The following is an 11,314-nucleotide window of genomic DNA, read 5'->3' as shown; positions in this document are numbered from 1 at the left end:
ACAGGTATTTTCATTAATGGGATTAGACAAAAGATTAAAGTAAGTGAAGATTGGTGTATAATTAGATAAAATATTATGCAATAATAAATAGTTAAACACGATTAGGAGTATAGAATATTTAACCTGCAAGTTGTTTAGATCATATGATAAGCTTATCGCTAAAAGAAGTGAAGAATTATCATATAATAATACTTAAAAAACCTACCAATGAAAATACAATGCTTATTGATCGATGATGAACCCTTAGCCATAAAAATTATTGAGAAACATCTTGAGAGTTTTGATAATTTTGAGATTGTTCATAGCTGCACAAATGCTATTGATGCTTTTAACATTATTGCCGAGAATCCAATAGACTTAATATTCCTGGATATTAATATGCCAAAATTAAATGGTATAGAATTTATTAAGAACCTGGATAACCCTCCTTACATTATTATAACCACAGGGTATCATGAATATGCTGTAGAAGGTTTTGAATTGGATGTCGTAGATTATTTGATTAAACCTGTTTCTTTAAAAAGACTTATGAAATCTTTAAATAAGGTATCAAGGTTAATCAGTAGACAATATCAACCTTCTCAAGATTATCATAGTTTTCAATACCTTGATATTGAAGATCATTTTTTTGTAAAAGTCAATAAGAAGATGGTTAAAATTTACTTTGGAGATATCTTATATATAGAAAGTTTGAAAGATTATGTTTCTATAAAAACGGTGTATGAAGATTACATTACACATTATAATTTATCAGCAATTACAAAACTACTTCCGGTAGACAAATTTATGAGAATTCATAGATCCTATACTATTGCGTTACACAAGGTGAAAGCTATTGATGGAAATAGCATTGAAATGGATACTAAAATGATACCAATAGGAAGAAACTACGTAAAAACGGTAAAAAGCAAATTATTAAGTGGTTTGATTCATTAATGACTATATTTTTTAAATTTATATATACAACACCCTGTTTTCAGGGTGTTCTTTTTTCACGGAAAAGGGTGTTTAATAGAAGGTAGAATTATCTCAAATTTGTACTATCAATAATGATTGAAATAATAACCATTTAACAATTAATACCGAACAAAAATCATGAAAAAAGTAATCTTAAACCTTTCATTGCTAGTTTTAATAATGGCTACAGTATCATGTAAAAACGATACTAAATCTGATTCAACGGCTGATGCAGAAGTAACAGAGCAAAAGACAGAAGAAAAAGCTGAAAAAAGTAGCGAAAAAGAAAATACAACAGCACCAGCTTCTGATGATGTTCCTAGTTTTAGTGATCAAGCTGTTCAGGATTATGTGAATTCTTATGAAGCTTACATTGAAGAATATAAAAAAGTGGTAGAGAGCAAGGATATGACTGCTTTTGCTTCTCTTGGTCAAAAAGGACAGGAGTTAGGACAAAAAGCTCAGGAAGTAATGGGGAATCTTTCTGGAGACGACATTAAAAAACTAAACGATTATATGCAAAAGAAATCAACTCAGTTACAGGAGTTGTCTAAAAAATTAATGCAGTAAGTTTAGTAACCGATAATTTTCAGTTGGTGGGTTTTGTTAACGGATTCCATTCTTTTATTAGAATGGGGTTCGTTCCATTTTTATTTTTTTTCATAAATAACCTCTATCTCTTTTGTTATAGGAATACTTTGGCAACTCAAGATATAACCTTGAGCTACTTCTTGCTCATCTAACGCTAGGTTATTTTTCATATGTACTTGACCACTGGTTAATTTGCAGATACAGGTTGCGCATACACCACCTTCACAGGAATATGGAGGCTCTTTACCACTGTCGATCAATGCTCTTAATATTGTTTTTCCTTTGGGTATTGTAGTTACTACCATTTCTCCTTGTAAACGAGCTGTAAGTTTAGCGTTTTTAATGCCTTCTGTACTATCGATATTACTAGAACTTCCAAAACTTTCTGTAAAGATTCTTGTATCTGGAACATCAATTTTATTAAGCGTTTTTTTAGTATTTTCTATCATTGTGTCCGGACCACATATAAAGTACTCGGCATTTTGTGCATAGGGAGGATATTCATTAATAAACCAGGTTACACAATCGGAGTCTATACGACCTTTTCTATAAGGTATATCTTTTGAGGTTTTCCATAAATCACTCCAACTGCTTTTAGGACGACTCAATGTATGGATTAGTATAAAACGATCAGGATATTCTTTTTGAAGCAATTTTAATGATTCCAGAAACATGATGGTATCACTATTTTGATTTCCATAAACCATATGTACATAGCTTTGTTTTTCTGTACTAAGTATCGTTTTTGTTATTGAAAGTATTGGAGTAATGCCACTTCCTGCTGCAAAAAGGTAATAGGTTTTATAATTGTTTTCCTTTATTTCTGCAAAGAACCGTCCATCTGGAGGCATAACTTCTACTGTATCACCTACTTTTAAATTATCATTAATATGATTAGAAACCAAACCTTCTTTTACTCGTTTTACTCCGATTCGTATGGGTTCATTAAGCATAGGAGAACTACAAATCGAATAAGAACGACGTACTTCTTCATTGTTTAGTATAAATTTTAATGTGATGTATTGACCTGGTTTATAATTAAAAATATCAGACCATTCTTTAGGAACATCAAAAGTTATTGAATAAGCGTTTTCAGTTTCTTTTGTTATTTCTAAAATTTTAAGAGGGTAGAACTTATTCATCATTTATATGTTTTTCAACCCATTCTTTAACTACACTCTGAAATTTACTCACTGCAAATTCTCCTCGTTGCGCTTGTGCACCGATACTGAAAAATGGGGATTTCAACGATTTTTGTTGTTGTTCACAAGCATATACATCTTCTGCCATAAAATCACCTGATGCCATTGGATCATTTGTATCGCCATCATATTTTCCTTTATTTCCATAATGTTGCCATATTTTATTCATAGAGGACTTAGTGTATTGTTTTGTGAATTCCCATTCACTAACATTCATTACTTTGGAACGAATCACGACCAGAGTTCGATCGGGAGCCAATGGTGTTACATGAAAAGTATTCCAGGCACTTTCTCCTTCAGTGATTCCAATATTAGGAAACAACCAGGGAACATAGGCACCAATTTTATCTTCAGGAACAGAATTTATTAATGGATAAGGTGCAGCATTTTTTACATTATTTGCATAATCCGGAACTAGTGGTTCATAAAACCAGTAATGAGGACCAACCCATCCAAATTCTGCCTTAGCATGATCATACATATTAAGAGTTCCTTCGTGTAAATGTGCAAGGTGATAATGATCAATATAGTTTTCTACAATAATTTTCCAGTTAGCTTTAATTTCTTTTACATAAAAAGGTTCATCACCTTTTTCTTTGTATTCTACTAATTCTTCTACTATATGAGGACCTAAATAAGGTTCTACTTCACCAAAAAACTCCATGATATTTGATGCATTTTTATCGGGGTGAACAAAGAGCATACCTTTAAAAATATCTACAGAAGCTTCATGAAGATTTAACCCACATTTATGCAATTCTCCCTGTAATTCTGGAAATTCTTCTTTTTGCTTTGGAATACTAATTAACTTTCCTTCTAGATCATATGTCCAATCATGATAAGGGCAAGTAATGGCTTTTTTATTTTTACCTACGGCACGCAAAAGTTGTGTTCCTCTATGACGACACATATTATGAAATGCACGTAAACGATGATCTCTTCCTTTTACAATAAATATATTATTAAGACCAGCCTGTACACTGATATAATCTCCTGGTTCTGAAACATCTTCAGCTAAACCAGCAAATTGCCAGGTTTTGCTAAAGATATTTTTCATTTCGAGGTCAAACCATTCTTGAGTGGTATAAGCTTCTACTGGCAATATATGCATCATATTTTTTTTCATATCAATATGTAGTGTTTCTAGTCCAGATTTCTTTATATGGTTTATTTTCAACAGTCATTATAGTTTCTAAAGTATCATTGTTTTTTAAGGTAAAAATAACCTCATAATATGATCCGTCAGGAGTATACATTTTACCATTTACATATTTTCCATCTTTGAGTTCTACATCTGTTAAAAAATAATCTTCCTTTTTGTTTTTACCTTTATATTCTGTTGAACCATCGTTGTAGTAATGCACTTTTCCGAAAAACGTATCATCTTGTGATACAATCTCATATGTGGCCTGATAATATTCTGTTTTTACATCCCAGACACCAACTATTTTATCTTCTTGCCCGCAAGAAGACAAGCTTATTGATAAAACGATAATAGTAAATATAGATTTAAGGATATTCATGATTTTGTTTTATTAGATTTTGTTATTTGTTTTTTCAGCAGGTATCCAATCCGGAGGTTTAACAAAAGCCAATAATTTATTTCTAAATCCTTTAATTGTTTTGATTTTATGATATAACCTGGACAATCCGTGAAAAAATACTTTTATAGGGTTAACACTATTTAGAGGTTCTGAAATTCCGTAAATGACTTTTTCTTTTTCGGGTTCAAAAGTTCCAAGGATTCTATCCCATATAATAAAAATCCCGCCATAATTTTTATCCCAATACTGCTTGTTTGATCCGTGATGTACTCTATGATGTGATGGAGTATTAAAGATGAATTCAAGTGGTTTTGGCAATTTGCCTATAATTTCAGTATGTAAGATGGCTTGAAAAGTTTGTACAAAAATTTCACTTGCCAATAATAGATAAGGATTGAACCCTAATAATACTGCTGGAATTGAGAAAAATAATGGAAAAACTGAATCTAAAGGCCCAAAGCGATAGGCAACAGACATATTAAAATGAGGAGAACTATGATGAACAGTATGTGTTGCCCAGCCTGCACCAATACGATGCATTAATCGATGCTCCCAATAGTATAGGAAATCGGCCAGAAGAATACAACAGCTTATAGTAATCCAGTTGAGAGGTAATTCAGGAAAGATGGTAAACTCTGACGCTATGGTATAAAGTTTTAATACAAAAAGAATACCCAAGATATATTCGATGCCGATAAAAGCAAATAGAGTGATTACATTAGAAACAGAATCTAATACAATATTTTTATTAAGCCTTTTTAAATAAAGATATCTTGCTAGCTCTATAATGAAAAAAGGTATAATGATGTAGAAGATGCTTAAATCGTTGAAAATGTAAAAGAAATATTCTACAGAGTAGGGATCTAATATTTCTAAATTGAAATTTTCTACTACAAAATGAGGGATTCCTACAATGGTTCCTATAATAACGATACTATATACTAATAATCTTGTGTAATTCATAAAATATTGATTTATATAGCAAATCTCTGATTTAAAATTCAATGTTTTTTTGACCTAGGTCAAAAAGTTAAGATATAGCAGAATAGAATATAAAGCCAGCAGTGACCAGATGATAATCATAATCCAATAGAGCCCAGGCGTCTCTTCTTTGGATACAGATTCTACAAAATGGATTTCTCCACTTTTGATGACATTAACTAACCCTAAAAAAATGAAAACCGCCCAAAACCATTTCCAGTTAAAATATATAGCAAGTATCATAAGTATGAGCGCCAAAATAGTTTTCCATTTTTTCATATTCTAAAAAGCTTTTGATTACTTGAAGACAAAAAGTATTCAATTTATATTAATAGTAAAATTGATCATAATCTATAAAAAGTACAGAGATTGAATACAAAGCCATTAGAATCCAACTAATGATAATTACCCAATATAAAAAAGGAGAAGTTTTTTTCTCTACAGGTTCTACAAAGTAAGTAACACCAGATAGCAGATCAGGAATTACCCATAATAAAAACAAAATTCCCCAAGCCCATTGCCAATCCATAATAAGAGCAATGTACATTAATACTAAAGCAATAATGGTTCTCCACTTTATAGAAGTACCAGATTTAGGAACAGCCTTAGGATGGTTGCTTAAGTTTCGCAAACGTTGAGATTTACTCATAATTATAATATTGATGGTGTCGTTCCTAAAAGATACTAAATTTTAATACCAAATCTTGATAATATCTTTTTCTCCATTGTCCAGAAAAATTTAAATTGACCAAATAGCCATCCGTACATAACCAAAAGTAACTGATAACACATAAAACTAAATATTATAAATAACGGGTAATAAACAAAAACATTAAGATGTTCTTTGGTAACTCCAATAAAATTCAGAAAGGGCTTTCCTATAAAGATTGATGATGATCCGGTTATGGAAAATACCATAAGAATTGCAATAACCTCCCATTTATAATTTACATTCCACCGATGTGATAGCTTTTCTATAGCTACTCCCATTATTTTATAGGTTAGATAGCTAATAACAGAGGTTAAAACAACTTTAGTCAGTATAATGAATGATGAAGGGGTAACTGGTTCAATAATTTTATTAGTTAGTAGATAAGCTATATATACTAAACTTATGATACCGGTAATCGGAAATAACAATTGCCATTTTTTCTCAATTTCCCAAAACTTGATTATTCTATTCATAGTTTTTCAGTTTAATAAACATTGCAAACCTATATCTTCAAATACTATTCATTTTTGATTCAGATCAAAAAATACCACCTATGATGATTATTCTCTGAGAACTTATGGATTTTGACATAGGTCAAAAAATATGCTAGTAAAGACAAATAGTTTTGTCCCGATATGAAAAGTAAAGGATTAAAATTAAGTTGTGTTTTGGTATTAGTCTTATTGTCTTGTTCTAATAAGAAAAATACTTTGTTAGGCACATGGCAGGTGTCAAGCACATTTTATAAAGCTACTTATCAAATCATTGAGGATAATGGAGCTATTAAAGCTAAGGTATTGTATTATGATGATGACACTACAATTTACAACTACCAAGAAAAGCAATCCTATTATTTGTTTAAAGACCTAAAAGAGAAGCAAAACAGATATGTTGATGCAACCTCTGGTGCTACCGATACTAAAACTCGAAGAGGTATCTCAATTAAAATTATACACATGGATAGCTTAGCAGTAACCAGTTATGTGATGGGAAAACCTCTTACAGAAATTTGGATTCGAAGTAAAAATCAATAACAATTATTATATGAATAAGAACTTTAAAGTAGTTACTTTTATACTACTATCATTAATTATGATGAGTTGCTCTACAGATGACATTAGAAATATAGCTGGAGCGTCTGTTACTCCCAACCCTATTATATCTTCAGAAGTAATTCCCATAGATATCAACCAAGATGGGTTTGATTTTTTAGAAAAAATTCAAGGGCAATGGGTAGGACGAAACCGCGTAATTGCGGATGATTATGATTGGTTTGCATTTGACTATAGAGCAAATTCCCCGTCTCAGGTTCACGGTATTTTTGAAGGCGGTTCAGCAGGAAATTTACTAACCTCATTTTTTGTCACTGATTTTAAAAACACCAGAACCATCATGGCTAGAAATGGAGGGCTGTTGAATGGGATTTACCGTACAAGTTATTTTGTTCTGGATAGTATACGAAATGACGAACAGGGTAAATATTTTAGGTTAGTTGATGCCAAAGGTGGTACTGGAGTCATGTATATGGAACTTCGTTTTAAACAGGATAGCCTCTACTGGAATGCTTATACAAGTAGGTTAGGAGTTATCGTGCCACCATCACGACATATGACTTTTAAAGCAAAGAAAATGAACCTGGATTTAGCGCAAACCGCTGCAGAAACAGTAGGTTTTCCTCAAAATGTACCAGCTTGGGATTTTTCTGATGGATTTACAGAAGAAAACCTTTATATCAACCCGGGCGATAACAAAGCAAAATCAGCCACATTTTTGGCGCAAGCAGTTGATAATAGTGATGTTTTTACATTAGCTCAAGAATCTGGAGATCCATTTAGAATTGATCAGCATCCTTATTTGGGATATCTTACTGTTAATATTGATAGGAACCCTTCCATTGAGAATACCACTTTATTCATAAACTTATCAAAAGAAGCACTTACTGAGGAAGATGGGTTTTTTGTCAACGATCAAAATGCATTTAACAGTGTTTTGCTATTTCCAGCACTATCCCAAAATGAAAATCAATTTTTTATAACCTATCTGCATCCCGGTACTTATTATATAAATATTACTGCTGATAGTAATGGAGACGGAGTCATATCACAAGGGGATATTACTCATAAAAGATTGATGATTACTATTAACCCTGAAGAAGAAACAATAATAAATATAGAGAATATAAATGTTCAAAACTAAGAGAAGAATGAAGAGCTTTTTTAATGTCATTTTTTTAGGGATTATGATTTTTTCACTACAAGGTTGTACAACTGCTATAATTGATGAAAGTACAGGTGAGATGCTACCGCCGATTACCCGAACAATTACATATGAATCAGATGTGCGTAGTATCATGAATAACTACTGTATTACTTGCCATGGAGGACCTGCTCCAAATGCAGATTTGGATTTATCTACATATTTAAATACTAAAAATGCAACACAGGCAAGAAACTTAATACAACGAATGAATAATGCAACCAATCCAATGCCTCCTAATGGATTATTGACACCTCAAATTCGTCAATTGATGGATAAATGGATAGCAGACGGATTATTAGAGCAACAATAATAAATCAATATAGAATTAAAATGAAGAAGATATTTTTTATACCCTTATTAATGATGACAATAACTACCTATGCTCAAAAATATTTTACTAAAACTGGTTTTACAGAATTTAAAGCTTCTGTAGAAACGTTTGAACCTGTAGAAGCCAAAAATAATAGTACCACGGTAGTTTTTAAAGAAGATACCGGTGAAATAGCGGCTTTATTATTTATAAAAGCTTTCAATTTTAAAATTGCTTTGATGGAAGAACATTTTAATGAGAATTATATGGATTCTGATATCTATCCCAAAGCTACGTTTAAAGGAGAAATAGTTAATTATGATCCTAGTTTTTTATCAGAAAAAGAAAAAGAGTATGATCTAAAAGGAGTGCTTACAATCAAGGGTAAATCAAAAGAAATCAATACAAAAATAAAACTGAAAACTGTAAATAATACAATAATACTGGATTCAATGTTTACTGTAAACCCAGAGGGTTTTAATATTAAAATCCCAGGTATTGTGAGAAAAAAAATAACTAAAAAAATTCAAATCAACCTGCATTATGAACTTACAAAAAAAGGCTAGAATAGTTGCTTTACTACTGATAGCTATACCGATAACAGGAATAATACTTTACAAAATAATATATAAACCTCATGTAACTATTGAAGAAGAAAAACTAAAGTTTATAGGGGTATCAGATGATTTAATTAAAAAGGTACAATCGGATGCGATATCCTGGAATGGAGCAATAATACAGATATCTGGAAAAATTTCTTCAAAAGATAATAAAGGGATTGCACTCAATGCAAATATCTATTGCCAACTAAAATATGAGAATGAATTATTGAATCTTCAAGAGGGACAACCTGTAATCATCAAAGGAAGAATTATAGGGTACGATGATTTATTAGAAGAACTGAAGTTAGACAAATCAATTATTATAAAATAACAATACATGAGCCATAACTATATATTAATTCTACTTTTTATTTTTAGTATAAACATAGTATCAGGACAAGATGATTTATTAAATGAACTAGAAGAAGAATCTAAAGCAGAAACATTTAATTATCCTGCATTCAAAGCGATGAAAATCGGCAATTTACAAAGCACTAAAATAGCTGCTAAAGGAGATTTATATCTTTATGTTTCCCATCGTTTTGGAACTTTAAAAGATGGGTTGTCGACGTTTTTTGGTTTTGATAATGCGAATACAAAAATACAATTGGTTTATGGAGCATTAAATGGTTTACAACTAGGAGTTAGTAGAGAATCTTTACGAAAAACGTATGCCGCTTCTGCAAAATTAACATTGTTAAATCAAACTGATAAATTTCCTTTTAATGTAGTGGGGTATGGAACCATTAATATTAATACTGCAATCAAGAAGGATCGTTTTCCTTTATTAAAATTTAATGATCGTTTAAGCTATGCTTCTCAATTACTGATCTCTAGAAGAATATCAAAAAGTTTATCTCTTGAATTAGCTCCAACATTTGTAAGGCAGAACTTAGTCCTAGAGCCTTTTCAAGATCATAACCAATATGCAATTGGAGCAGGAGGAAGGTTTAAAATATCCAAAAGGATGTCAATAAATATTGACTATGTATATAATTTTAATAGAGACTCTGCCTCTGTATATAATGACCCCTTAACTATCGGACTAGATATAGAAACGGGTGGTCATGTATTTCAATTATTATTTTCTAATGCGCAATCCACTAATGAACCTGGTTTTGTAAGTAATGCAGAAGGAGATTGGAATGATGGAAATGTGTTTTTTGGATTTAACGTTGTTAGGGTATTTTAAAATATAACCTTTTAGTGTTATTTAAAGACTTTCGATTTATAATTGAAAGTCTTTTTATTTTCCTCGAATCCTACTTAATGTTTCTTGAGAAATCCCTAACATCGAAGCAATATATCCTAGATTTGCACGCAATGTAATATCAGGAAAAGCTTCAAGTAATAAGTCATACTTCTCTTTAGCAGTCATAAAATAATATCCCTTATAAAAATCATCCAATAGAGCAATTTGTTCTTCAATTACCAAACGACCAAATCGTTCAAGTTCAGAGTAGTTTTGATACAATTCCTGCCATTGATCATAAGTAATAGATACTATGATCGAATCTTCAATGATTTCTATATATTCTGATGACGGTTTTCTAAAAAGATAGCTAGACCACGAAGTAATTATATAATTATCAGGATATATCCAATAGGTTACATCTTTACCGTTTTGATAAAAATAAGTTCTCAAAGTTCCTTTAGATATAAAGTATAATCGTTTACAAGTTTTTCCTTCTTCTAAAAGTATTTGTCCTTTTTTAGGTTCTTCAATAAGCCCTAGCGCTCTTAATTCTTTTTCTGCTTCTTTTGAAAGAGTAATGTACTGTTTTATATATGCTATGAATTCATCCATTATTTAAAAATAACAAAATTACTCATTACATGTACTTTATACTAAATCTATATTTTAATCTCCATCGTTATCAGTAGGTGTGATAATAATTGATAAAGTACTTCCAACATCATTATTCAATAATATGACCAGTTCTTTGATGTGATTGTATGCATTTTCTACAGGCTGTTGTTGCTGATCAATGGCAAGGTGTAGAGGCATTGTTATTTGATCTAAAGAATTATAAATAAGCTCAAATTGATCTTTAATTTTATTGTTGATATCAGCATTTTTACTAATAAATTCTACATTATCAGCAATTCCGGTTCCAGAAGAATTGAAATAAGTATTTTCTATAGCTTTAATATTA

General features: G+C 31.0%; 16 protein-coding genes. 8 read left to right on the top strand and 8 right to left on the bottom strand.

From position 1 onward, the window contains the following. The first annotated feature begins 207 nt into the window (after positions 1–207). Entirely contained in the window at positions 208–936 is a 729-nt protein-coding gene (locus tag U0D62_RS20390) for a LytR/AlgR family response regulator transcription factor (RefSeq protein ID WP_322289196.1), read from the top strand. Between the two features lie 159 nt (positions 937–1,095). After that, a complete protein-coding gene (locus tag U0D62_RS20385) occupies positions 1,096–1,527 on the top strand; it encodes a hypothetical protein (protein ID WP_322289195.1) in 432 nt (143 codons plus the stop codon). Between the two features lie 80 nt (positions 1,528–1,607). Here the strand turns inward: U0D62_RS20385 and U0D62_RS20380 are convergent, their stop codons facing one another. The 6 genes from U0D62_RS20380 to U0D62_RS20355 all read right to left on the bottom strand — a co-directional run bounded on the left by U0D62_RS20380 (position 1,608) and on the right by U0D62_RS20355 (position 6,460). Beyond that, entirely contained in the window at positions 1,608–2,690 is a 1,083-nt protein-coding gene (locus U0D62_RS20380; RefSeq protein WP_322289194.1) for a ferredoxin--NADP reductase, read from the bottom strand. Next, a complete protein-coding gene (locus U0D62_RS20375) occupies positions 2,683–3,876 on the bottom strand; it encodes an aromatic ring-hydroxylating oxygenase subunit alpha (protein ID WP_322289193.1) in 1,194 nt (397 codons plus the stop codon). The genes U0D62_RS20380 and U0D62_RS20375 overlap by 8 nt, the downstream gene beginning before the upstream one ends. A 1-nt stretch (position 3,877) precedes the next feature. Beyond that, positions 3,878–4,273 (bottom strand): hypothetical protein, encoded by a 396-nt coding sequence (locus U0D62_RS20370; protein WP_322289192.1) that lies wholly within the window; start codon positions 4,271–4,273, stop codon positions 3,878–3,880. A gap of 12 nt (positions 4,274–4,285) precedes the next feature. After that, a complete protein-coding gene (locus U0D62_RS20365) occupies positions 4,286–5,257 on the bottom strand; it encodes a sterol desaturase family protein (protein WP_322289191.1) in 972 nt (323 codons plus the stop codon). Positions 5,258–5,603: 346 nt separating this feature from the next. After that, positions 5,604–5,924 (bottom strand): hypothetical protein, encoded by a 321-nt coding sequence (locus U0D62_RS20360; RefSeq protein ID WP_322289190.1) that lies wholly within the window; start codon positions 5,922–5,924, stop codon positions 5,604–5,606. Positions 5,925–5,959: 35 nt separating this feature from the next. Then, positions 5,960–6,460, bottom strand: coding sequence for a DUF6787 family protein (locus tag U0D62_RS20355; RefSeq protein ID WP_322289189.1), 501 nt, complete (start codon positions 6,458–6,460; stop codon positions 5,960–5,962). 162 nt (positions 6,461–6,622) lie between these two features. Between U0D62_RS20355 and U0D62_RS20350 the strand changes: the two genes are divergently transcribed. From U0D62_RS20350 to U0D62_RS20325, 6 genes are read left to right on the top strand one after another with little or no spacing between them, the layout of a single operon-like run. After that, positions 6,623–7,021: a hypothetical protein gene (locus U0D62_RS20350; RefSeq protein WP_322289188.1), complete on the top strand. Its 399-nt coding sequence runs from the start codon at positions 6,623–6,625 to the stop codon at positions 7,019–7,021. Positions 7,022–7,031: 10 nt separating this feature from the next. After that, on the top strand, positions 7,032–8,183 hold the full coding sequence (locus U0D62_RS20345; protein ID WP_322289187.1) for a hypothetical protein: 1,152 nt from the start codon (positions 7,032–7,034) through the stop codon (positions 8,181–8,183). 7 nt (positions 8,184–8,190) lie between these two features. After that, positions 8,191–8,556 (top strand): hypothetical protein, encoded by a 366-nt coding sequence (locus tag U0D62_RS20340; protein WP_322289186.1) that lies wholly within the window; start codon positions 8,191–8,193, stop codon positions 8,554–8,556. 20 nt (positions 8,557–8,576) lie between these two features. Then, the gene (locus U0D62_RS20335; protein WP_322289185.1) at positions 8,577–9,122 is read left to right on the top strand and encodes a YceI family protein; all 546 of its coding nucleotides are present in this window, start codon (positions 8,577–8,579) and stop codon (positions 9,120–9,122) included. Then, a complete protein-coding gene (locus U0D62_RS20330) occupies positions 9,100–9,489 on the top strand; it encodes a hypothetical protein (RefSeq protein ID WP_322289184.1) in 390 nt (129 codons plus the stop codon). Before U0D62_RS20335 ends, U0D62_RS20330 begins: the two co-directional genes overlap by 23 nt. 6 nt (positions 9,490–9,495) lie before the next feature. Then, positions 9,496–10,350 (top strand): DUF5777 family beta-barrel protein, encoded by an 855-nt coding sequence (locus U0D62_RS20325; RefSeq protein ID WP_322289183.1) that lies wholly within the window; start codon positions 9,496–9,498, stop codon positions 10,348–10,350. Positions 10,351–10,404: 54 nt separating this feature from the next. Here the strand turns inward: U0D62_RS20325 and U0D62_RS20320 are convergent, their stop codons facing one another. Together U0D62_RS20320 and U0D62_RS25550 are read right to left on the bottom strand one after the other, a co-directional pair. Beyond that, entirely contained in the window at positions 10,405–10,965 is a 561-nt protein-coding gene (locus tag U0D62_RS20320; protein WP_322289182.1) for a Crp/Fnr family transcriptional regulator, read from the bottom strand. A gap of 54 nt (positions 10,966–11,019) precedes the next feature. Further along, complete coding sequence (locus U0D62_RS25550) at positions 11,020–11,166, bottom strand: hypothetical protein (RefSeq protein ID WP_416135555.1); 147 nt, start codon at positions 11,164–11,166, stop codon at positions 11,020–11,022. Positions 11,167–11,314: the final 148 nt, after the last annotated feature.

Source organism: Aquimarina callyspongiae, from assembly GCF_034322225.1.
Classification (GTDB): Bacteria; Bacteroidota; Bacteroidia; order Flavobacteriales; family Flavobacteriaceae; genus Aquimarina.
This window is presented reverse-complemented; position numbering and strand designations above follow the sequence as displayed.

Excerpts from the sequence above, each read along its gene's own strand:
- U0D62_RS20390 (WP_322289196.1), top strand. The coding sequence starts at position 208 with ATGAAAATACAATGCTTATTGATCGATGATGAACCCTTAGCCATAAAA.
- U0D62_RS20385 (WP_322289195.1), top strand. The coding sequence starts at position 1,096 with ATGAAAAAAGTAATCTTAAACCTTTCATTGCTAGTTTTAATAATGGCT.
- U0D62_RS20380 (WP_322289194.1), bottom strand. The coding sequence starts at position 2,690 with ATGAATAAGTTCTACCCTCTTAAAATTTTAGAAATAACAAAAGAAACT.
- U0D62_RS20375 (WP_322289193.1), bottom strand. The coding sequence starts at position 3,876 with ATGAAAAAAAATATGATGCATATATTGCCAGTAGAAGCTTATACCACT.
- U0D62_RS20370 (WP_322289192.1), bottom strand. The coding sequence starts at position 4,273 with ATGAATATCCTTAAATCTATATTTACTATTATCGTTTTATCAATAAGC.
- U0D62_RS20365 (WP_322289191.1), bottom strand. The coding sequence starts at position 5,257 with ATGAATTACACAAGATTATTAGTATATAGTATCGTTATTATAGGAACC.
- U0D62_RS20360 (WP_322289190.1), bottom strand. The coding sequence starts at position 5,924 with ATGAGTAAATCTCAACGTTTGCGAAACTTAAGCAACCATCCTAAGGCT.
- U0D62_RS20355 (WP_322289189.1), bottom strand. The coding sequence starts at position 6,460 with ATGAATAGAATAATCAAGTTTTGGGAAATTGAGAAAAAATGGCAATTG.
- U0D62_RS20350 (WP_322289188.1), top strand. The coding sequence starts at position 6,623 with ATGAAAAGTAAAGGATTAAAATTAAGTTGTGTTTTGGTATTAGTCTTA.
- U0D62_RS20345 (WP_322289187.1), top strand. The coding sequence starts at position 7,032 with ATGAATAAGAACTTTAAAGTAGTTACTTTTATACTACTATCATTAATT.
- U0D62_RS20340 (WP_322289186.1), top strand. The coding sequence starts at position 8,191 with ATGAAGAGCTTTTTTAATGTCATTTTTTTAGGGATTATGATTTTTTCA.
- U0D62_RS20335 (WP_322289185.1), top strand. The coding sequence starts at position 8,577 with ATGAAGAAGATATTTTTTATACCCTTATTAATGATGACAATAACTACC.
- U0D62_RS20330 (WP_322289184.1), top strand. The coding sequence starts at position 9,100 with ATGAACTTACAAAAAAAGGCTAGAATAGTTGCTTTACTACTGATAGCT.
- U0D62_RS20325 (WP_322289183.1), top strand. The coding sequence starts at position 9,496 with ATGAGCCATAACTATATATTAATTCTACTTTTTATTTTTAGTATAAAC.
- U0D62_RS20320 (WP_322289182.1), bottom strand. The coding sequence starts at position 10,965 with ATGGATGAATTCATAGCATATATAAAACAGTACATTACTCTTTCAAAA.
- U0D62_RS25550 (WP_416135555.1), bottom strand. The coding sequence starts at position 11,166 with ATGCCTCTACACCTTGCCATTGATCAGCAACAACAGCCTGTAGAAAAT.